The 21,636-nt window shown below is 63.1% G+C and carries 20 protein-coding genes and 1 pseudogene; 14 read left to right on the top strand and 7 right to left on the bottom strand.

What is annotated here, in order from left to right; translation table 11 throughout:
* Positions 1-9: 9 nt before the first annotated feature.
* On the bottom strand, positions 10-2,337 hold the full coding sequence (gene mrcB / locus AC3IYG_RS04680) for a penicillin-binding protein 1B (RefSeq protein WP_489312586.1): 2,328 nt from the start codon (positions 2,335-2,337) through the stop codon (positions 10-12).
* A gap of 118 nt (positions 2,338-2,455) precedes the next feature.
* On the opposite strand from mrcB, the gene AC3IYG_RS04675 reads away from it, so the two are divergent.
* The 5 genes from AC3IYG_RS04675 (at position 2,456) to AC3IYG_RS04655 (ending at position 6,424) form a co-directional block, all read left to right on the top strand.
* On the top strand, positions 2,456-4,018 hold the full coding sequence (locus AC3IYG_RS04675) for a bifunctional aminoglycoside phosphotransferase/ATP-binding protein (RefSeq protein ID WP_489312585.1): 1,563 nt from the start codon (positions 2,456-2,458) through the stop codon (positions 4,016-4,018).
* A gap of 89 nt (positions 4,019-4,107) precedes the next feature.
* Complete coding sequence (locus tag AC3IYG_RS04670) at positions 4,108-4,452, top strand: pentapeptide repeat-containing protein (RefSeq protein WP_489312584.1); 345 nt, start codon at positions 4,108-4,110, stop codon at positions 4,450-4,452.
* Between the two features lie 4 nt (positions 4,453-4,456).
* The gene (locus AC3IYG_RS04665; RefSeq protein ID WP_489312583.1) at positions 4,457-5,209 is read left to right on the top strand and encodes a class I SAM-dependent methyltransferase; all 753 of its coding nucleotides are present in this window, start codon (positions 4,457-4,459) and stop codon (positions 5,207-5,209) included.
* A 36-nt stretch (positions 5,210-5,245) separates the two neighbouring features.
* Positions 5,246-5,518 (top strand): TfoX/Sxy family protein, encoded by a 273-nt coding sequence (locus tag AC3IYG_RS04660; RefSeq protein WP_489312582.1) that lies wholly within the window; start codon positions 5,246-5,248, stop codon positions 5,516-5,518.
* Positions 5,519-5,623: 105 nt separating this feature from the next.
* Positions 5,624-6,424 (top strand): Crp/Fnr family transcriptional regulator, encoded by an 801-nt coding sequence (locus AC3IYG_RS04655; protein ID WP_489312581.1) that lies wholly within the window; start codon positions 5,624-5,626, stop codon positions 6,422-6,424.
* A 385-nt stretch (positions 6,425-6,809) separates the two neighbouring features.
* On the opposite strand, the gene AC3IYG_RS04650 is transcribed toward AC3IYG_RS04655, so the two are convergent.
* The 4 genes and pseudogenes from AC3IYG_RS04650 to AC3IYG_RS04635 all read right to left on the bottom strand — a co-directional run.
* Entirely contained in the window at positions 6,810-7,688 is an 879-nt protein-coding gene (locus AC3IYG_RS04650; protein WP_489312580.1) for a ChaN family lipoprotein, read from the bottom strand.
* Between the two features lie 9 nt (positions 7,689-7,697).
* The gene (locus AC3IYG_RS04645) at positions 7,698-8,465 is read right to left on the bottom strand and encodes a heme ABC transporter ATP-binding protein (RefSeq protein ID WP_489312579.1); all 768 of its coding nucleotides are present in this window, start codon (positions 8,463-8,465) and stop codon (positions 7,698-7,700) included.
* Positions 8,465-9,448 (bottom strand): FecCD family ABC transporter permease, encoded by a 984-nt coding sequence (locus AC3IYG_RS04640; protein WP_489313838.1) that lies wholly within the window; start codon positions 9,446-9,448, stop codon positions 8,465-8,467. Before AC3IYG_RS04640 ends, AC3IYG_RS04645 begins: the two co-directional genes overlap by 1 nt.
* A gap of 50 nt (positions 9,449-9,498) precedes the next feature.
* Positions 9,499-9,705: pseudogene (locus AC3IYG_RS04635) on the bottom strand (hemin ABC transporter substrate-binding protein); the annotation flags it as partial.
* On the opposite strand from AC3IYG_RS04635, the gene AC3IYG_RS04630 reads away from it, so the two are divergent.
* Together AC3IYG_RS04630 and AC3IYG_RS04625 are read left to right on the top strand one after the other, a co-directional pair.
* A complete protein-coding gene (locus AC3IYG_RS04630; protein ID WP_489312578.1) occupies positions 9,677-10,339 on the top strand; it encodes a hypothetical protein in 663 nt (220 codons plus the stop codon). The pseudogene AC3IYG_RS04635 and the gene AC3IYG_RS04630 sit on opposite strands and share 29 nt — an antisense overlap.
* A gap of 53 nt (positions 10,340-10,392) precedes the next feature.
* Positions 10,393-10,716, top strand: coding sequence for a Rieske (2Fe-2S) protein (locus tag AC3IYG_RS04625; protein ID WP_489312576.1), 324 nt, complete (start codon positions 10,393-10,395; stop codon positions 10,714-10,716).
* Positions 10,717-10,720: 4 nt separating this feature from the next.
* On the opposite strand, the gene sfsA is transcribed toward AC3IYG_RS04625, so the two are convergent.
* On the bottom strand, positions 10,721-11,437 hold the full coding sequence (sfsA, locus tag AC3IYG_RS04620; RefSeq protein WP_489312575.1) for a DNA/RNA nuclease SfsA: 717 nt from the start codon (positions 11,435-11,437) through the stop codon (positions 10,721-10,723).
* On the bottom strand, positions 11,437-12,609 hold the full coding sequence (locus tag AC3IYG_RS04615) for a pyridoxal phosphate-dependent aminotransferase (protein WP_489312574.1): 1,173 nt from the start codon (positions 12,607-12,609) through the stop codon (positions 11,437-11,439). The genes sfsA and AC3IYG_RS04615 overlap by 1 nt, the downstream gene beginning before the upstream one ends.
* A gap of 196 nt (positions 12,610-12,805) precedes the next feature.
* On the opposite strand from AC3IYG_RS04615, the gene dksA reads away from it, so the two are divergent.
* From dksA to folK, 7 genes are all read left to right on the top strand, one after another.
* Positions 12,806-13,249: an RNA polymerase-binding protein DksA gene (dksA, locus tag AC3IYG_RS04610; protein WP_489312573.1), complete on the top strand. Its 444-nt coding sequence runs from the start codon at positions 12,806-12,808 to the stop codon at positions 13,247-13,249.
* Positions 13,250-13,435: 186 nt separating this feature from the next.
* Positions 13,436-14,320: a tRNA glutamyl-Q(34) synthetase GluQRS gene (gluQRS, locus tag AC3IYG_RS04605; RefSeq protein WP_489312572.1), complete on the top strand. Its 885-nt coding sequence runs from the start codon at positions 13,436-13,438 to the stop codon at positions 14,318-14,320.
* A 117-nt stretch (positions 14,321-14,437) separates the two neighbouring features.
* Positions 14,438-14,614, top strand: a complete 177-nt coding sequence (locus tag AC3IYG_RS04600) for a hypothetical protein (RefSeq protein ID WP_010796831.1) — start codon at positions 14,438-14,440, stop codon at positions 14,612-14,614.
* Entirely contained in the window at positions 14,598-17,570 is a 2,973-nt protein-coding gene (locus tag AC3IYG_RS04595; RefSeq protein ID WP_489312571.1) for a sensor histidine kinase, read from the top strand. The genes AC3IYG_RS04600 and AC3IYG_RS04595 overlap by 17 nt, the downstream gene beginning before the upstream one ends.
* Before the next feature lie 4 nt (positions 17,571-17,574).
* Entirely contained in the window at positions 17,575-19,005 is a 1,431-nt protein-coding gene (locus tag AC3IYG_RS04590) for a sigma-54-dependent transcriptional regulator (RefSeq protein WP_489312569.1), read from the top strand.
* Between the two features lie 710 nt (positions 19,006-19,715).
* Complete coding sequence (locus AC3IYG_RS04585; protein ID WP_489312568.1) at positions 19,716-21,122, top strand: polynucleotide adenylyltransferase PcnB; 1,407 nt, start codon at positions 19,716-19,718, stop codon at positions 21,120-21,122.
* Positions 21,119-21,601, top strand: a complete 483-nt coding sequence (gene folK / locus AC3IYG_RS04580) for a 2-amino-4-hydroxy-6-hydroxymethyldihydropteridine diphosphokinase (RefSeq protein ID WP_489312567.1) — start codon at positions 21,119-21,121, stop codon at positions 21,599-21,601. Before AC3IYG_RS04585 ends, folK begins: the two co-directional genes overlap by 4 nt.
* Positions 21,602-21,636: the final 35 nt, after the last annotated feature.

The following is a 21,636-nucleotide window of genomic DNA, read 5'->3' as shown; positions in this document are numbered from 1 at the left end:
CCTCTTCACTTAATTCATCCAGCCACGTACCCAATCCATCACCTCGTCCACCGGGGCCTGCACACCGCAGGTGGTGCCCGGAGGCGGCTCACTGCCACGAATATACGGCATCTGCACGGCATTCGGGCAGCTCGCATCGGAGCCCTGGCCGCTGTTGGCATCGATCCAGGCCTGCACCACATTATCCGGCAACGGCATGTTCAACGGCAGCGGGTCGGCTTGCCGCATGAAACCGGTCCAGACCTGCAAGGCACCGGTGGCACCGGTCAGTGGCGTCGAGCCGTTATCGTCACGGCCGAGCCAGACCACGGCAAGCAGGTCCTGGCTGAAGCCGGCGAACCAGCTGTCCCGCGAGTCGTTACTGGTACCGGTCTTGCCGGCCAGATTCAACGAACCGGGCAACTGGTTGTAGACCGAGCGCCCGGTGCCCTCGCGCATCACGCGCTGCATGGCGTTTTGCACCAGGTAAATAGCGCCCGGATCGAAACGCTGCTGAATCTGGAACGGGTAACGCTTCAACGGCTCCCCTTCGGCGGTCAAAACGCTGCGAATGCCACGCAACGGGGTGTTGAAGCCGCCGTTGGCCAGGGTCTGATACATGGTCGCCACTTCGATCGGGCTCAGCCCGCCTGCGCCCAGCAGCATCGAGGGGAAGGCCGGCCAATCGGGTGACACGCCAAGCCGCTCCAGGGTTTTCAGCACTGTCGGCACGCCCAGCTCCAAGCCGAGCTTGGCGGTCGACAAGTTGTAGGAGTTGGCCAAGCCCTGATACAGATAAATGGTGCCGTGCGCCTTGCGATCATAGTTTTGCGGGCGCCAGACCTGACCGTCCTGGCCCTTTATCGAGAACGGCTCATCGGCCAGCCAACTGGTCAGGGTGTACTGACTCGGACGCTCCAAGGCGCTCAGGTAAACCGCCGGTTTGATCAGCGAGCCAATCGGCCGCACCGCATCCAGCGCCCGGTTGAACCCGGCGAAGCGCGGTTGTCGGCTGCCGATCATCGCCTGGATTTCACCGCTCTCCGGGTTGGTCACGACCATAGCCGCCTCCACCTGATCGACACCCTTGCGCCCGGACAGCCCCTTGAGCGTCGAACCCAGCGCACCTTCGGCTTTCTGCTGCAGGATCGGATCGAAGCTGGTGAAAATGCGCAGGCCTTCCTCGGTCAAGTCTTCGTCGCGATAGTCCTGGCGCAACTGGCGTTTGACCAGATCGAGGAACGCCGGGTAGGAACTGTCGGCCAGGCTGCCGCGCTTGGTCACCCCCAACGGCATCTTCTTCGCGGCCTCAGCCACCTCCGGCGTCACCACGTTCTGCGCTGCCAGCAGGTCAATCACCAGGTTGCGACGCTCCAGCGCCCGCTCCGGGAAGCGGCGCGGATTGTAGTAGGACGGGCCCTTGACGATGCCGACCAACAGCGCGATTTGATGCAATTTGAGCTCAGCCATCGGCTGACTGAAGAAATACTGGCTGGCCAGGCCGAAACCATGCACCGCGCGCTGGCCATCCTGGCCGAGGAAGACCTCGTTGAGGTACGCCTCGAGAATTTCCTGCTTGTTGTAATGCAGCTCCAGCAACAGCGCCATCATCGCCTCGGTGGCTTTGCGGCTGAGGCTGCGCTCGCTGGTCAGGTAGAAGTTCTTCACCAACTGCTGGGTCAGCGTACTGCCGCCCTGACGCATCTGCCCGGCACTGGCATTGACCCAGAACGCCCGGGCGATGGATTTCGGCGAGACCCCCAAGTGGTTGAAGAACTCCCGATCCTCGACCGCCACCAGGGTTTCGACCAGATAGGGTGGCGCCTGATCCAGCTTGATTAGGATGCGATCCTCATGGTGCGCCGGATAGAGGCCGCCGATCAGCAACGGCTCCAGCCGCGCCACGGCAAGCTCCTGGCCGCTGGCCTGGGTAAGCCCGGCAACGTAGTCCCCGGAGAACTTCACCCGGATGCGCTGGGCAGGCTCGGCACCTTCATAGAACTGGAAGCCGCGCGTATTCAGCTCGACATTGTTGCCCGCCACCGATGCCGCGCCGGGGCCGTTGGCGGCGCTTTCACGTCGGTAGCCGAGGGCGTCCAGCTCCGTGAGGAAGTCGCTCTTGGCCAATTTCTGGCCGACGAACAGTTCCAGCGGACGGGCGTAAACCTTGGCGGGCACCGTCCAGCGCTTGCCGGAGAATTTCTCCTGCACCACGGCATCCAGGTAAACGGCGAAACCGGCCAACACCACCAGCCCCACCAGACTGAGCTTGAGCAGCCAGCCAAACCAGGGGCGCATGCCGCCGGAACGGCGTTTGGGTTGCGAACGAGAAGAACGAGAAGATCGGGTACGAGTCATGGCGGCGCATTATACGCACTTTGCCTGGTGCAGACAGACGCCTCCTGGCGGTTTGCACAGCCGCGCACAGTCGCCATAATGACGACCTTATAACCATCCCGAAATTCAAGGATAGACCGTGACCCAGCCCCTGATTGCCGCCCTGCAGAACCCGGCCCTTTACCCACACCCGGTGGACGGCTTCCAGGTCATCGAGACGCACATCTCCTGGGTGCTGCTGACCGGCCCCTTTGCCTACAAGATCAAAAAACCGGTGAATTTCGGCTTTCTCGACTTCACCGAACTGGCCGCGCGCCAGCACTTCTGCAACGAAGAGCTGCGCCTCAATCAGCGCCTGACCCAGGATCTGTACCTGGAAGTCCTGCCAATCACCGGCAGCCTCGAAGCGCCACAGCTCGGCGGTGCGGGCCCGGCCATCGAATACGCCCTGAAGATGCGCCAGTTCCCGCAGAGCCAGCTGCTCGGCGAAGTTCAGGCCCGTGGCGAGTTGAGCAGCGTGCATATCGACGCCCTCGCCCAGCAGATCGCCAACTTCCATCTGGTCGCGCCACGGGTCGCCCTCGAGCATCCGCTCGGCACCCCGGCCGCGATCATGGAGCCGGTCACCCAGAACTTCGAACAGATTCGTCCGATGCTCTCGGAGAAAGCTGACCTGCTGCAGCTGGATGCCCTGCAAGCCTGGGCGGATGCCAGCTTCGCGCGGCTCGAACCCCTGCTTGCCCAGCGCAAGGCCGAAGGCTTTATCCGCGAATGCCATGGCGACATCCACCTGGGCAATGTCACCCTGCTCGACGGCGAAGTGGTGCTGTTCGACTGCATCGAGTTCAACGAACCGTTCCGCCTGATCGATATCGCCTCGGATGCCGCCTTTCTCGCCATGGACCTGGAAGACCGCGGCCTCAAGCCGTTCGCCCGGCGCTTCATCAGTGCCTGGCTGGAACAGACCGGCGACTACGCCGCGCTGGAACTGCTGAACTTCTACAAAGCCTACCGCGCCATGGTGCGCGGCAAGGTCAGCCTGTTCCGCCTCGGCCAGGAGCAGGATGCGCTGCAGCGCGCGGTAATCCTGCGGCAATACCGCAGCTATGCCGCCCTGGCGGAAAGCTACAGCGCTATCCCTTCACGCCTGCTCGCCATCACCCACGGCGTATCCGCTGTCGGCAAAAGCCATGTGGCCATGCGCCTGGTCGAAGCGCTCGGCGCCATCCGCCTGCGCTCGGATGTGGAGCGCAAGCGCTTGTTCGGTGAACAAAGCAGTGCCGAACAGGGCCAACTGGCGGCTGGCATCTACAACCAGGACGCCAGTGCGGCAACTTACCAGCGCCTGCACCAACTGGCCGATGCCGCCCTGCATGCCGGCTTCCCGGTGGTGATCGATGCCACCTACCTCAAACGCGACCAACGCGAAGCCGCCGCGCATGTGGCGGAAGAAACCGGCGCGCCCTTCCTGATCCTCGACTGCCAGGCTCCGGACAGTGTCATCGCCAGCTGGCTGGCGAAGCGCCAGAGCGCCGCCCAGGACCCCTCCGATGCCACCTTGGAAGTCATCCAGGCCCAGCAAGCCGGGCGCGAGGCGCTCGACACGCAAGAGCTGGCCCACAGCAAGCGGGTCGACACCCATGAGAGCGCCAGCCTGGACAGCTTGATCGCGCGTATTCGTCACCGCCTGCCAGGGTTGTAATAGCGCGCCCAGGCCGGCCAGAGAATCGCGGCGAGCAGAGCACGCCGCGAGCTCTATACTGCCGATGAACCCTTCATCGGAAACACCCTATGAGCCAGCCGCGCCAGCTTGACCACTCGCTATACCGTCTCCTGCATAACGAAGACATCCCCGGTTTCAATGCGCAAAAGCCCCAGAGCGGCGAAATCGACTTCGCCGATGGCGACTTTCGTGGCCTCGATTTGCGCGCCCTGCATGCTGATGGCATTAATTTCACCAATGCCTACTTTCGCGGTGCCGATTTGCGCGGCCTGGACCTGCGCAAAACCTGCATGGAAGGCGCGAGCGTGGCGCATGCGCAGATCTCCGGGGCTTATTTCCCGGTGGAGCTGAGCGCCGATGAAATCCTCATGTCGCTCAACTTCGGCACCCGCATGCGCTATCGGCCGAGCTAGACGCATGAGTGATATCGCCCGGATATTCGGTGCCCGCGCCAGCACCTATGCCAGCTTCCGCCCGCAATACCCGGCCGAACTCTTCGCCTGGCTGGCCGAGCACAGCCCTGCCCGGCAGCGCGCGCTGGATATCGCCTGCGGCAACGGCCAGGCCAGCCGGCCCCTGCTCGCACATTTCGATCAGGTACTGGCCTGCGATGCCAGCATCGAACAGCTAGCGGCCAGCACGGAACTGCACGGCATCGGTTTGTTTGCCGCCGATGCCGAGGCACAGCCCCTGCCTGCCGACAGCCTTGACCTGATTGTGGTCGCCCAGGCCCTGCATTGGTTCGCCACCCCGAAGTTTTTCACCGAAGTGCAGCGCCTGCTCAAGCCCGGCGGGCTGTTCTGCGCCTGGTGCTACGGCCTGATGCAGAGCGACCCGGCAGTGGATGCCGTGATCGACGAGCTCTACCACAACACACTCGACGGCTATTGGCCGCAGGGGCGCGCCAGTGTCGATGCCGGCTACCGCGACATCCTGGCACCCTTCCCGCGCATCCAGCTGCCGTCGTTCGAGATTGTCGCGCAATGGAGTTTTGCCCACCTGACCGGCTACTTGCGCACCTGGTCCGCCGTTCAGCAATGGGAGCGCCAGCATGGCCGCGACCCGGTGGCCGACCTTGCGCCCGCCCTGCTAAATGCCTGGGGCGATGTCAATCAGCCACGCTTTGTCCGTTGGCCGCTACACTTTCTTGCAGGCTGCCCGACTCACTGAACCCTGGGTAACGATGCCCCATTGCAAGGAGGCTGGATGAACGACGAACTGCAGCATTTGAAAAACCTGGGTAAAACCTCGGCGCAGTGGTTGCACGCCGTCGGCATCCACAGCGCCACCGACCTGCGTCGACTGGGGGCGGTCGGTGCCTACCGCGCCGTACAGGCGCGGGGCTTTCGCGCGTCGAAAGTCCTGCTGTATGCGATCGAAGGTGCACTGCTCGATGTGCACTGGAATGAGTTGCCGCCCGCCCATAAAGCAGAGTTGAATGGTCAACTGGACGCAATTCAGCCACACAACAAGAGCTAGCTCACAACCTCTGCGCGCAGTGATTTACGCAAGGCCCCGCACAGCCTATTGTCCCAGGGACGTTCGTGCATTCTCGTCAGCCCAGCCAGTTCAAGGAATTACTGTATGTACCTACTCGGGGAGCAACCGGCTTACGCCGATCAGCTGATCAACCGACTGCAAGGCATCCCGACCCAGTTGCTGGAAGGATTGGAACCTTCGGGCGCCCCAGTACGGCTTGAGCGGGTCGAGGATCTGTCGGAGACGCTGCCGGGCAACCAACTGTTCATCATCGAACATGGATTGCTGCATGCGCTGGTGGACGAACGCCCGCTGTTCTACCTGCAAGAAGGCGACTTGTTCGGCCTGCGCCAGGGCATCGAACTGCCCAGTTGCCGGTACAGCAGCGAAGAACCCCTGAGCCTCATCCCCTATTCACGTTCCGACGTGTTCAAGCACATCTATACCAGCGAGTTGCGCCAAGAGCTGTTCATCCAATACCTGATCGGCCATACCGCCCTGCTCTCTGATGCACTGGCGCGCCTGAAGCAACCGGAAATACGCCCGGCTACCGGCTTCCAGCATTTTGCCTCCGGTGAAGAACTGATCCACCAGGGCGACGAGGCCGATCACGTCTTCATCATCATCGAGGGCCACGCCGAAGCCTATGTCGACGGGCATAAAGTCGGTGACGTTCAGAAGGATGAGATCTTCGGCGCCATGGCCGTGTTCACCCGCGAGAAGCGCAGCGCCACGGTACTGGCCAGTGAACCCTGCACGGTGATGGTGATCCCCAAAGAACAATTCCTCAGCCTGACCCAGAGCAACCCGCGAATCGCCCACAGCCTGATCGAGAGCATGGCGCGCCGGATCGACCTGCTGAACAAGGAAGTTACCCAGCTCCGGCTACCGCACAGCATGGCATAAAGCCCGCGGCGCCCCACAGAGCCCGGCCTTGCGCCGGGTTTTTTGCTTTCTGCGCAGCGGTTTTTTGAACGCCATGCGGTCGAATTCAAAAAGTTGGAAAGCAGGCATTGACATAGAAATGAGAATTGTTATTATTATCACAACTGGTCGCGAGATCAGTCGGTAAGCTGAGAGACCATTCAGTCGGACTTTTCAGATTATCTCCTCATCAGGCTAATCACGGTTTTTGACCCGGCTCTTGCCGGGTCTTTTTTTTGCCCGCCATAAAGTAACGCCCACGCGCCAGCACATCGGCTTCGCCCTCTGTGCGAAGCCTGCTGACCCGGAAGATCGAAGTGGTGGTTGTTTAATTGCGCAAAGCGCGCAACCTCAGGCGGTTAAAGCGCTAGCGCCGCAGGTTGGCGCAATGGTCCTGTTCCGGCAGCGCAGGGCCGTACCAGACAAAATCAGCCGACTCGGCAGCCACCGGCTTGCCCACCTCAGCCAGAATCAGCACTAGACTCCCCGGCTCGTCCCCCAGGTCGGCCACATGCAACGGCACCCCGAGATCACGCCGCACATGGAAGGCACCGGCGAACAAGATCGCCGGTTGCGGCGCGGCCAGCAAGCGTTCGGCCATGCGCCGATCACGCTGTTGCTGCACGGCGAGCATGGCCGGTAACTGATCCTCGGGCAGTAGCCCGCAATGCGACTGGCGAATTTGCTCCAGCAAGGGCCCGCGCACCGACGCAGCGGTAGAGGCCGCGCCACTGAGCGCCGGCCGCGCGGCATAGATGCGCATGACTTCACTGCGATCCAGATTGGCCGCCAGCACGGGATAAGGCTGAACCAGGGCATAGCGTAGGATCGGGCCGTACATCGCCCAGTCCCAGCCCTTCTGCCAGGCCAGTGCGTCCGGCAGATCGGCCAACGACTGGCCGCCCGTCATGGCCGCCCGCGCCTGCTCGACCTTGGCCTGCTGTTCCGGGTTGAGCATTTCCAACAGCAGGCTGCCTTGTGCCCGCTGCGCCGCCAGCGCTTGCAGCAGCCACAGTTGCAAAGCGTGCTGATCTGGATTGTCGTGCTGCTCGCCGACCAGCACCTGTGGTGCCACTGCCAGGCGCTCGACCAGTTGTTGGGCGGTCAGTCGCTCGCCACTGCGCAGATCGCGGATCACACCCAAGTCAGTATGTTCGCGCCCCAGCGGACTCTGCCAGGCCGGTAACGGCGGCAGCGCCTGGCAAGCCGCTAACAGCAGCGCAGAAAACAGTACAAGCAAACGCATGGGCTTTCCTTAACGGGCAATGATCAACGGATGACCGCGTTCCGGGTGTGGCTGCACCAGCACCTGTAAGCCGAACACCGCCTGCAGCGGCTCGGCTCGCAGCACCTGATCCGGGCTGCCCAGCGCATGCGGGCGACCGCGATCCAACAGCAGCACGCGGTCGCAATAGCGCGCCGCCAGATTCAGGTCGTGCAGGATCACCAGCACCGCCGCACCGCGCTCGGCAAAAGTGCGCGTCGCTTGCAGGGTGGTGTGCTGATGCAAGGGGTCGAGCATCGAGGTCGGCTCATCCAGCAACAGGCTCTGTCCTGCCGCACCGGGCCACAGTTGCGCCAGGACCCGGGCCAAATGCACACGCTGGCGTTCACCGCCGGAAAGCTCCAGGTAGCTGCGCCCGGCCAGGTGCATGGCATCCGCGGCGAGCAGGGCGGCCTGGATGATTTCCGTATCCCGCACACGGCCGCTGGCGTGTGGCAAACGGCCCATGCCGACCACCTCCTCGACCCGGAAGGCAAAGTTCAAGGTCGACGTTTGCGGTAGCACGGCCAGGCGTTGAGCGCGCTCGGGCCCCGCCCACCCGGCGAGCGGGCGCTGATCGAGCAAGACCAGCCCATGGCCAGGGCTCAACTCGCCGCACAGCGCGGCAAGCAAGGTGCTCTTGCCCGCGCCGTTGGGGCCGAGCACGCCGAGCACTTCGCCCGGGACCAGTTCCAGGTCGATATCGCTCAGCACCCACTTGCCGCCACGACGCACGGCCAGATTTTCAGCACGCAGCATCAGGCACGCCCTCGCAGTAACAGATAAAGGAAGAACGGCGCCCCCAGCAACGCGGTGACAATTCCGATCGGCAACTCCGCAGGCGCCAAGGTCAGGCGCGCCAGCACATCGGCAAACAACAACAGGCTCGCCCCCGCCAACGCTGAAGCGGGCAGCAGCACGCGGTGATCCGGTCCGACCAGCAGACGCACCAGATGCGGCACCACCAGGCCGATAAAGCCGATCATGCCGGCTGCAGCGACTGCCGCACCAACTCCCAAGGCGGTGCAGAACACCAGTTCGCGCTTCAAGCGCTCGACCTCAAAACCCAGATGACGCGCCTCAGACTCCCCCAACAACAAGGCATTCAGGGCCCTGGCCCGGCGCGGCAGCCACAGCCCGACGCCGACCGTGACCAGCAACAATGGCCATAGCCGTGCGTAGCTGGCACCGTTGAGGCTGCCGAGGTTCCAGAAGGTCAGGGTACGCAGCGTCGCGTCATCGGCCAGGTAGGTGAACAGGCCGATGACCGCACCCGCCAAGGCTGTGAGGGCGATACCGGCCAGCAACATGGTCGAGACGCTGGTCTGGCCATCCCGGCGGCCGATACGGTAGACCAGCGCCGTCACGCCCAAACCGCCGGCGAACGCGCAGAACGACAGCAGATACGGTGCAAAAATTTCCGGCAGACCGCCAAACGCGGTACCACCGACGATGGCAACTGCCGCACCGAGCGCCGCGCCACTGGAGACACCGACCAGCCCGGGATCCGCCAGGGGGTTGCGGAACAGCCCCTGCATCGCCACCCCGGACAGCGCCAGCACCGCACCAACCGTCAGGCCGAGCAACGTTCTGGGCATGCGGATTTGGCCAAGGATCAACTCCGCCTGTTCCAGCCCCAGGCCAGCCAGCGGCAGGCCGAGCAAACGCAACGCGGCGCGCAGGGTGTCGGCCAGCGGCAAGCTGACCGGGCCCAAGGCCAGCGACAGCCAGAGCGCGAGCAGCAGCAACAAGCCCAGTGCGATAAACAGTGAGCGCGGTTTGACGACAGAATTCATGGTTGTGGTTTGGCTTCAACGGTCAGGGCTTGCGCGGCAGGATAGAAGGCTGCGCTCAGCACTGCCAGCTCATCGGGAATCCGCGGGCCCAGGCCACCGACCAGCAGGGTCGGGTCCAGCACCAGCAAACGGTCGGCACGCGCCGCGCGGGTCGCGGCCAACACCGGGTTCTGCTTGAGCAGCACCCGCGAGGAGGCCAACCCGCTCGACTACAGCACCGACAGCTTGCTGGGCAAGATCGGCTGGGACTACGCCAAAGGCGCGCGTCTGCAACTGACCTACGAACGCTACCAGGATGAAGTCGACACCAAGGTGCTGAGCACTTACCGCCCCAGTGCCACCATCCGCCCCCAGGACGCCAGGGATAGCGTCGACCGCGAGCGCTACTCGCTCAACAACAGCCTGCAGTTCGACGGCGCACTGGCCGACCGGCTGCAAACCCTGCTCAGCTACCAAGACAGCCAGGCGACGGATGCCAGCCCCTGCGACTTCTGCGACTCGGCCATCTCGCCGAAACTCGGTGCGACCTACCTGCTCGACGACGCCCACAGCCGCTACGGCGGCGACCTGAGCCGGACGCTGGTGGCGGCCAAGGAGCGGCTGGACGAGACCCAGACCGTCAATCAGTACGAGCCGTCCGGCTACGGCCTGCTGGGCCTCAATGGCTGGTGGCAGGTCACCGATGAGTTTTCGCTCAACGCCGGCCTGTTCAACCTGACCGACAAGGAGTACTGGCAGTGGGGCGATGTGCGCGGCCTGACCTCGCTCAATCCGGGCATCAGCCGCTACTCGCAACCCGGTCGCCACGCGGCGATCAACCTGATCTGGGAAATCTGACTTTCGCCCAGGCCTCGGGAGCGGGATAATCCGCCGCTCACGTGGAGGCGACCATGACATTTCTCTGCGCCCCGGACTATCTGGCTGAAGGCCAGAGCCGGGGCTTTTCACTGACGGGACTGAAACTCATGGCGGTGCGCAAGGACGGCCAGGTGTATGCCTACCAGAATCGCTGCCCGCACCGCGGGGTGCCGCTGGAATGGCTGGAGGATCAATTCCTCGACCACAGCGCCAGCCTGATCCAATGCGCCACCCACGGCGCACTCTTTCTGATCGACAGCGGGGAATGCGTCGCCGGCCCCTGCGCCGGGCAAACGCTTAGCCCCATCGCCTGCCGTGAGGATGCCGCCGGTATCTGGGTCGAACTGCCGGCCTGAGCCTTTAGCAACCCTGGAGCTGCACCTCAAGCCGCCGCGTCAGACGTATCGCCTGCGGCGATAGCTCTGCCGCATAAGCCAGCACTTCGACGCCCGCCGCCTGCGCTTCGCGTAACGCGGCAGCGTACGCCGGGTCGATTTCCGCCGCCGGGCGCAGCGCCTCGACCCCCGACAGGTTCACGCAATACAATTGCACCGCGCGCACGCCCTGACGCGCCAGGGTCGCCAGTTCACGCAGGTGCTTGGCGCCGCGTTCGGTACGCGCATCCGGGAATGCCGCAATCGCTGAACCCTCGAAGCCGAGGGTAACGCTCTTCACTTCGACAAAGGCCTGGCCGCCCGGGTACTCCAGGCGGAAATCGATGCGGCTGTTTTCCTGGCCGTATGCCACTTCGCGCCTGAGTGCCGTGAAACCGGCCAGTTCGGCGATTACCCCAGCGTTCAGGGCTTCCTCGACCAAGGGGTTGGCCCGCGCGGTATTCACGCAGGCCAACCTCCCCTGCGGCGTTTCGCTCAGCTCCCAAGTGCCCGGCAGCTTGCGCTTGGGGTCATTCGAGCGGCTGAACCAGACTGCGCCGCCTTCGACCATGCAATTGAGCATCGAGCCGGTATTCGGGCAGTGGATGGTCAACGGCTCACCGCTGCTGGTTTCGATATCGGCAAGGAAACGCTTATAGCGGCGCAACAGCCGGCCTTGCTCCAACGCCGGAACAAAGCGCATCAGGCTTGCCAGCTTTTCAGGCCGCGGGCAATTCGTTCGACCGCCTCCTGCAGCCGCGGCAGGCTCTGGGTGTAGGCGAAACGCACGTGATGAGCGGCCTGGTAACGGCCGAAATCCAGACCCGGGGTAAAGGCCACATGTTCGGTTTCCAGAAAGTGCCGGCAGAAGGCAAAAGCATCGCCGCCGAAAGCACTGATGTCGGCATATAGATAGAAAGCGCCTTCCGGCTCGACCGCGATACCGAAGCCCAGCTCACGCAAGGCCGGCAGCAGGAAGTCGCGACGCCGGGCAAACTCCCCACGGCGCTCTTCGAGGATCGCCAGGGTGGCGGGCTCGAAGCAGGCCAGCCCCGCATGCTGGGCCATGCTCGAAGCGCTGATATAGAGGTTCTGCGCCAGCTTTTCCAACTCAGGCACCGCCGCCGGCGGTGCCACCAGCCAGCCGAGGCGCCAACCGGTCATGCCGAAATACTTGGAGAAGCTGTTGAGGACGAATGCCTCGTCATCCACTTCCAGCACGCTGGCCGCCTCCACGCCATAGGTCAGGCCGTGATAGATCTCATCCACCACCAGATGGCCGCCGCGCGCTTTCAGCGCCTGGGAGAGTGCCGCCAGTTCATCGCGCGAGAGCAAGGTGCCGGTCGGGTTGGCGGGCGAGGCGACCAGCGCACCGACACTGTCGTGATCCCAATAACGCTCGACCAGCTCCGGGGTCAGTTGGTAACGCACATCGGGCCCCACCGGCACCAGCTGCGCGGCGCCTTCAACCAGGCGCAGGAAATGCCGGTTGCAGGGATAACCCGGATCGGCCAGCAACCAGTGCTTGCCGGGATCGACCAACAGGCTGGTGGCCAGCAACAAAGCGCCGGAACCGCCGGGAGTAATCAGGATGCGTTCGGGGTCTATGCTTAAGCGGTAGCGTTGCGCGTAGAAGCCGGCGATGGCTTCACGCAGCGCCGGCAGCCCGCGCGCCGCGGTGTAGCGGGTATGCCCGTCGGCCAGCGCGGCCTGGCCTGCGGCGATGATCGGCGCGGCGGTGGTGAAGTCCGGCTCGCCGATTTCCAGGTGGATGACATCATGGCCATCGGCCTGCAACTGATTGGCCCGAGCCAGCAGCGCCATCACATGAAAGGGCTCTATCGCGCGGCTGCGAGCACTGTAGGACGGAGTCATCAGCCTTCCTTTATGTAAGTTAAGGCGGTGATTCTACCCAACCAGTTGGCTAAACAGCAGCATGCATGACAACCGGGAGTGGCGCGGCCGGGGACGATCTGGTAAGTTCGCCCGCTTGCAGCCGCAGGGCCGGCAAAATGACGGCAATGGACAGTATCCTGCGCAGTGGATTAGAGAGATTAAGAGGCGGTCATCCATGCCCACCAAAGCAAAAGCAAAGAACGACCCACTGAATCGTGGTTTCGAACCCTATAAAGAAGTAAAGGGTGAGGAATACATGAGCGATCCCATGCGCGCTCACTTCACCGGCATTCTGCAAAAGTGGAAACTGGAGCTGATGCAGGAAGTCGACCGGACTGTGCATCACATGCAGGACGAAGCTGCCAACTTCCCGGACCCGGCCGACCGTGCGAGCCAGGAAGAAGAGTTCAGCCTGGAACTGCGTGCGCGCGACCGTGAACGCAAGCTGATCAAAAAGATCGACGAAACCCTGCAGCTGATCGAAGACAACGATTACGGCTGGTGCAACTCCTGCGGCGTCGAGATCGGCATCCGCCGGCTGGAAGCCCGCCCAACCGCCACGTTGTGCATCGACTGCAAGACCTTGGCGGAAATCAAAGAAAAGCAGATCGGTTCCTGATCTGAGAACGGGGCGCTTTGCAGGCCTGTGAAAACGTAGCGAGCGAAGGTTAGGCAAGGCAACAACAGGCGAGAAAGCGCAGTTTACGAGTTGTAAATGAGCATTTAGCGCCTGTTTTTAACGCCGTATAACCGAGCTCTGTAGTTTTCACACAGCCTGCTCGGCGCCCCGCTTCATTTCTAGCGCATGAATACTTCCTATATCGGGCGCTTCGCCCCGACTCCCAGCGGTTACCTGCACTTCGGCTCACTGGTCGCGGCACTGGCGTCCTATCTGGATGCCAAAGCCTGTGGCGGCACCTGGCTGCTGCGCATGGAGGATCTTGATCCGCCACGCGAAGTGCCGGGCGCACAGACAGCCATCCTCAAGACCCTGGAAAGTTACGGTTTCGAGTGGGACGGCGAGCTGATCCGTCAAAGCCAGCGGCATGCCGCCTACGCCACGGTACTCGAGCGCCTGTTCAGCCAAGGCCTGGCTTACGCCTGCACCTGCTCGCGCAAGCAGCTGGAAGCACATCAGGGCATCTACCCCGGCTCCTGCCGCAATGCCGGGCACGCCCGGCACAACGCGGCCATCCGCCTGCGCGTACCAGAGCTGGAGTATCGCTTTACCGATCGCGTGCAAGGTGAGCTTCGCCAGCACCTCGGTCGCGAGGTCGGCGACTTCGTGATCCGCCGCCGCGACGGGCTCTACGCCTATCAACTGGCGGTGGTGCTCGACGACGCCTGGCAAGGGGTGACCGATGTGGTACGCGGTGCCGATCTGCTCGACTCAACCCCGCGACAACTCTATCTGCAGGAACTGCTCGGCCTGCCACAACCGCGTTATCTGCATGTCCCGCTGATCATCCAGCCGGACGGCCACAAGCTCGGCAAGAGCTACCGCTCGCCGCCACTGCCCGCCGACCAGGCCGCACCGCTGCTGATCCGCGCCCTGCACAGCCTTGGCCAAAGCGTGCCCGCCGAGTTGCGTGACGCCCGCCCCCATGAGCTGCTGAACTGGGGCATCCAGCACTGGGACGCCAGCCGCATTCCACGCAGCCGCACCCTGGCCGAGGCGCAGTTGTACTGACGGCCGGAGGCTGCAGGCCGATCATTTGGCACGATTTACCCACCTGACTGGCGCCAATACTTCCAGCTTCCAGCGCGCTTCCGTTAACATCGCCGCACTTCCGACATGAGACACGGCATGTACATCTACCGATTGGTCTTACTTCTGGTGGTCGGGATCTATCTCTTCTCCCCCGCCATCATGGACTGGTGGATCGACCCTACCGGGGCCTGGTACCGCCCGTACCTGCTGTGGCTGATCCTTATCGTGGTGACCTTTATCCTGCAGAGCCAACGTGATGCTGACGAGCTTTAGCCTAAGTCAGCTGATTCTGATCAGCGCCGCCTACCTGTTGGTGCTGTTTGGCGTCGCCTGGGTCAGTGAGCGCGGGTTGATCCCGCGCTGGATAATCTCGCACCCGCTGACCTATACCCTTTCCCTCGGGGTGTATGCCAGTGCCTGGGCGTTTTATGGCACCGTGGGCCTGGCCTATCAGTACGGTTTCGGTTTCCTCGCCAGCTACCTCGGGGTGTCCGGTGCGTTCCTGCTGGCCCCGGTACTGCTCTACCCGATCCTGCGCATTACCCGCACCTATCAACTCTCGTCACTGGCCGACCTGTTCGCCTTTCGCTTTCGCAGCACCTGGGCCGGCGCGCTGACCACACTGTTCATGCTGATCGGCGTTCTGCCGCTACTGGCGCTGCAGTTCCAGGCGGTGGCCGACTCCATCGGCATCCTCACCCGCGAGCCGGTGCATGCGCGGGTGGCCCTGAGCTATTGCGCACTGATCACGCTATTCACCATTTTGTTCGGGGCGCGACATATCGCCACCCGTGGCAAAAACGAAGGCCTGGTCTTCGCCATCGCCTTCGAGTCGGTGGTCAAGCTGGTGGCCCTCGGCAGCATCGGCCTCTATGCGCTCTATGGCGTGTTCGGCGGCCCCCATGAGCTGGAACTCTGGCTGCTGCAGAACCAGGCGACCCTCGCCGCCCTGCACACGCCGCTGCAGGAAGGCCCCTGGCGGACCCTGCTGCTGGTGTTCTTCGCCTCCGCCATCGTCATGCCGCACATGTACCACATGACCTTCACCGAGAACCTCAACCCGCGCGCCATGGTCAGCGCCAGCTGGGGGCTACCGCTGTTCCTGCTGCTGATCAGCCTGTCGGTGCCGCTGATCCTCTGGGCCGGGCTGAAGCTCGGCGCCACCACCAACCCGGAATACTTCACCCTGGGCATCGGTATCGCGGTGAACAACGACACCCTGGCCCTGCTCGCCTATGTCGGCGGCTTGTCGGCGTCCAGCGGACTGATCATCGTCACCACCCTGGCGCTCTCCGGCATGGCCCTCAACCACCTGGTGCTGCCGCTGTATCAACCGCCCGCCGAAGGCAATATCTATCGCTGGCTGAAGTGGACGCGCCGCGCGCTGATCATTGCCATCATCGCCGCCGGTTACGGCTTCTACCTGCTGCTCGGCGCCGAGCAGGATCTGGCCAACCTCGGCATAGTCGCCTTCGTCGCCACCCTGCAGTTCCTCCCCGGCGTGCTCTCCGTGCTGTATTGGCCAACCGCCAACCGCCGCGGCTTCATCGCCGGCCTGTTGACCGGGATTGCCGTATGGCTGACCAGCATGCTGCTGCCGCTGATCGGCAACCTGCAGGGCATCTACCTGCCGCTGTTCAATGTCATCTACGTGCTCGACGACACCAGCTGGCACCTGGCAGCGATTGCCTCGCTGGCAGCAAACGTGCTGGTCTTCACCCTGGTTTCGCTGTTCACCGAAGCCAGCCCTGAAGAAGTCAGCGCCGCCGAGGCCTGCGCCGTGGATAACGTACGGCGCCCGCAGCGGCGCGAACTGCTGGCGGTGTCGCCGCAGGAGTTCGCCACCCAGTTGGCCAAACCGCTCGGAGCGAAAACCGCGCAGCGCGAAGTCGAACAGGCCTTGCGCGACCTGCACCTGCCCTTCGACGAGAACCGCCCCTATGCCCTGCGCCGCCTGCGCGACCGCATCGAGGCCAATCTCTCCGGCCTAATGGGGCCGAGCGTGGCCCAGGACATCGTAGAAACCTTCCTGCCCTATAAATCCGGCAGCGAAAGCTACGTGACCGAAGACATCCACTTCATCGAGAGCCGCCTGGAGGATTACCACTCGCGCCTCACCGGCCTGGCCGCTGAGCTGGACGCGCTGCGCCGCTACCACCGGCAAACCCTGCAGGAACTGCCGATGGGCGTGTGTTCGCTGGCCAAGGACCAGGAAATCCTTATGTGGAACCGCGCCATGGAGGATTTGACCGGAATCGCCGCGCTACGCGTGGTCGGTTCGCGCCTGTCGGCCATCGGCGAGCCGTGGAAAAACCTACTGGAAGGTTTCATCAACCTGCCGGACGAGCACCTGCACAAACAACGCCTGGCGCTCGACGGCCAGATCCGCTGGCTCAACCTGCACAAGGCCGCCATCGACGAACCGCTGGCGCCGGGTAACACCGGCTTGGTGCTGCTGGTCGAAGACCTCACGGAGACCCAGATGCTGGAAGACAAACTGGTGCACTCCGAGCGCCTGGCCAGCATCGGCCGCCTGGCTGCCGGGGTCGCCCATGAGATCGGCAACCCGATCACCGGCATCGCTTGCCTGGCGCAGAACCTGCGCGAGGAGCGCGAGGGTGACGGCGAGCTGAGCGAGATCAGCAGCCAGATCATCGAGCAGACCAAGCGCGTTTCACGCATCGTCCAATCGCTGATGAGTTTCGCCCATGCCGGCGCCCACCAACAGGCCGAGGAGCCGGTGTGCCTGGCCGAAGTGGCGCAAGATGCCATCGGCTTGCTGTCGCTCAATCGACGCAGTATCGAGGTACACTTCTTCAACCTCTGCGACCCCGAGCACTGGGCCGAAGGCGACCCGCAGCGCCTGGCGCAAGTACTGATCAACCTGCTCTCGAACGCCCGCGATGCCTCGCCGCCTGGCGGTGCCATCCGGGTCAAGAGCGAGGCCAGCGAGCATACCGTCGACCTGATAGTCGAAGACGAAGGCACGGGCATTCCGAAGGCCATCATGGATCGCCTGTTCGAGCCTTTCTTCACCACCAAGGACCCAGGCGAAGGGACGGGCCTGGGCCTCGCACTGGTCTATTCAATCGTGGAAGAGCATTATGGGCAAATCACCATCGACAGCCCGGCCGATCCCGAGCGCCAGCGCGGCACCCGTATTCGGGTAACTTTACCGCGGCATGTCGAAGCGACGTCCGCAGTGACCAGAGACCGTCGAGAGAGCTGAATTAATGCCACATATTCTGATCGTCGAAGACGAGACCATCATCCGCTCGGCCCTGCGCCGTCTGTTAGAGCGCAACCAATACGAAGTCAGCGAAGCTGGCTCGGTACAGGAAGCGCAAGAGCGGTTCAGCATCCCCAGCTTCGACTTGATCGTCAGCGACTTGCGCCTGCCCGGCGCCCCTGGTACCGAACTGATCAAGCTCGGCCAAGGCACCCCGGTGCTGATCATGACCAGCTACGCCAGCCTGCGCTCGGCGGTGGACTCGATGAAAATGGGCGCGGTGGACTACATCGCCAAGCCCTTCGACCACGACGAAATGCTCCAAGCGGTAGCCCGCATCCTGCGTGATCGCCTGGACGCGAAGAACACGCCGAGCGAACGCAGCACCGCCACCAGCAGTCGCGGCGCCGACAAAGCCGCGAACAACAGCAACGGCGAGATCGGCATCATCGGCTCCTGCACCTCGATGCAGGAGCTGTACAGCAAGATTCGCAAGGTCGCGCCAACCGACTCGACCGTGCTGATCCAGGGCGAGTCCGGCACCGGCAAGGAACTGGTCGCGCGTGCCCTGCACAATCTATCCAGGCGTGCCAAGGCACCGATGATCTCGGTCAACTGCGCGGCGATTCCGGAATCGCTGATCGAGTCTGAACTGTTCGGCCACGAAAAAGGCGCCTTCACCGGCGCCAGCGCCGGGCGAGCCGGGCTGGTGGAAGCCGCTGATGGCGGCACCTTGTTCCTCGATGAGATCGGCGAGCTGCCGCTGGAAGCCCAGGCCCGCCTGCTGCGCGTGCTGCAGGAAGGCGAGATTCGCCGCGTCGGCTCAGTGCAATCGCAAAAGGTCGATGTACGCTTGATCGCCGCCACCCACCGCGACCTGAAAACCCTGGCCAAGACCGGGCAGTTTCGTGAGGACCTGTTCTACCGCCTGCACGTCATCGCCCTAAAACTGCCGGCCCTGCGCGAGCGCGGCGCCGACGTCAGCGAAATCGCCGGACTGTTTCTCGCCCGCCAATCCGCACGCCAAGGCCGCAGCGACCTGCGCTTCGCCCATGACGCAGACCAGGCCATCCGCCATTACCCTTGGCCAGGCAACGTCCGCGAGCTGGAAAACGCCATCGAACGCGCAGTCATTCTCTGCGAGGGCTCAGAGATTTCCGCCGAGCTGCTGGGCATCGATATCGAACTGGACGACCTGGAAGATGACGACTTCCTCGGCGGCGCGCCCCTGCTGCACAACAGCAGCAACGCTCACGAGCCGACGGAAGACCTGTCCCTGGAGGACTACTTCCAGCACTTCGTCCTCGAGCATCAGGACCACATGACCGAAACCGAGCTGGCGCGCAAACTCGGCATCAGCCGCAAGTGCCTGTGGGAGCGGCGTCAACGCCTGGGCATCCCGCGCCGCAAAACCGGAGCGGTGGTCGGTAGCTGACGCGTAACAGGGGTGACGGGCGCGCGAAATTTTCGCCCCGCACACTGTTACCCCCTCAACATCTCGTAACAAAAGCCGGGTCTTATGGTAACGAGAACCCGGCTTTTTTATGCCTGCCAGCCACCCCACAAATCGCTCAAGCCCTTGTTTTTAAAGGACTCACAAAAACTGGCACGGCTCCTGCTATATGTTTAGTACAACAACAATAACAAGCACTGTTCAGGACAACAAAAATAAGACGTACCGACTCCAGCACAATAAAAACAATACCGCGGGAGGCGCAGCTAACTGATTCTTTTGGAGAGGAATTGCCTTTGGGGCTTGCCCCACGACCAGGCCGAGAACAACAAGACTGCCTCAAGGCAGAGCCTGAACTGGTTGGATCAAATGATCATGGCTACATCAGCATCCAAAGCAATCCGTTTGCTATTGACTCCCAAATTGGGGGTTTTTCCTGAAGCCACTAGGCCGACGGAACGGGTCAACAAACAAAAACAACAAGCCCGACATAATAATAAAAATAAAGCACGCACCTACTTGGGGGGGAGCCTCGGCTCCCCCAGTAGCTTTACCCTCCAAAGCATTTACAACCCCAGCTTTGGCAGTCATTCGCAGCTTCCTACACCATCCCCCGACTCAATGCTAGAATCCGCGCCTATCATGCGGTCATTTCCTATTCTGGCCGACCATTCCGTCAAACAGTGCATCCCATGCTGAAAAAGCTGTTCCAGTCTTTACGCTCCCCTCTGCGCCGCGCCAAACATCAGCGCAGCACCCCTGAAGTGCTGACCGAGCGCCAGCATCCATTGCGCCGTGGGCAGATCAGCCGCTACGCGGTCAGCATCGTCGAGCGCCTGCAAAAAGCCGGCTACCAAGCCTACCTGGTCGGCGGCTGCGTGCGCGACCTGCTGCTGGACATCGACCCGAAGGATTTCGACGTCGCCACCAGCGCCACGCCCGAGCAAGTGCGGGCCGAGTTCCGCAATGCGCGGGTGATCGGTCGACGCTTCAAGTTGGTGCATGTGCATTTCGGCCGCGAGATCATCGAAGTCGCGACCTTCCGTGCCAACCATCCGCAAAGCGACGACGACGAAGACAGCAACCTGTCTTCGCGTAACGAGAGCGGCCGCATCCTGCGTGACAATGTCTACGGCAGCCTGGAGGACGACGCCCAGCGTCGCGACTTCACCATCAATGCGCTGTACTACGACGTGACCAGCGAGCGCATCCTCGATTACGCCCGCGGCATGCACGACATCCATAACCGCCTGATCCGCCTGATTGGCGATCCCGAGCAGCGCTACCAGGAAGACCCGGTACGCATGCTGCGTGCCGTGCGCTTCGCCGCCAAGCTGGACTTCGACATCGAGAAGCACAGCGCCGCACCGATTCCGCGCCTGGCCGCGATGCTGCGGGAAATCCCCTCCGCGCGCCTGTTCGATGAAGTGCTCAAGCTGTTTCTCGCCGGCTACGCCGAACACACCTTCGAGTTGCTGCTCGAATACAACCTGTTCGAACCGCTGTTCCCGGCCAGTGCCGCCGCACTCAAGCGCAACCCCGACTATGCCCACAGCCTGATCAGCCAGGCGCTGGCCAACACCGATTTGCGTATCCAGCAAGGCAAACCGGTAACCCCGGCCTTCCTCTTCGCCGCCCTGCTCTGGCCCGCGCTACCCGCGCGCGTGGCGCAATTGCAGGCGCGTGGCATGCCACCGATCCCGGCCATGCAGGAAGCCGCCCATGAACTGATCAGCGAGCAGTGCCAGCGGATTGCCGTGCCGAAACGCTTCACCATGCCGATCCGCGAAATCTGGGACATGCAGGAGCGCCTGCCACGCCGCAGCGGCAAACGCGCCGACCTGCTGCTGGAAAATCCGCGCTTCCGTGCCGGTTACGACTTCCTCCTGCTGCGTGAAAGCGCAGGCGAGGAAACCGGCGGCCTGGGCGACTGGTGGACGGATTACCAGGACTGCAGCGACAGCGAACGCCGCGGCATGATCCGCGACCTCAGCAGCAACCCGGAAGAAAGCGGCGCAGCACCACGCAAACGCCGACGCGGCGGCAACCGCAAGCGTGGCCCGCGCACCGACGGCGCGCCCACCCCAGCGAGCGAATGATGGAGCGGGTGTATATCGGCCTGGGCAGCAACCTGGCCGAGCCGCTCGAGCAATTGCGCGCCGCCCTCGATGCGCTGGCGCAGCTACCGCAATCGCACCTGCTGGACGTGTCGTCCTTCTATGCCAGCGACCCGCTGGGGCCGCCCGAGCAGCCGCGCTATGTGAATGCCGTGGCGGCGCTGGATACCGAGCTCACGCCACTGCAACTGCTCGACGCCCTGCAAGCCATCGAGCTGAACCAGGGCCGGCAGCGCAAAGCGCAGCGCTGGGGCCCGCGCACGCTGGACCTGGACATTCTATTATTCGGTCAGCGTCTGCTCGACGAGCCCAGGCTCAAGGTGCCGCACTACCACATGCACGCCCGGCCGTTCGTCCTCTACCCCTTGGCAGAACTGGCTGCAGACCTGCAATTGCCTGACGGCCGCCCGCTCCAGGAACTGCTTGAAGCCTGCCCGTTCGAGGGCCTGGAACGCCTGTAAGTAACCGTGACCATGGCGGTAACGCCAGTAACAAC

This window comes from Pseudomonas sp. KH_027, from assembly GCF_057838565.1.
Note: the sequence above shows the minus strand (reverse complement) of the source record. Positions and strands in the feature narration are given on the sequence as shown.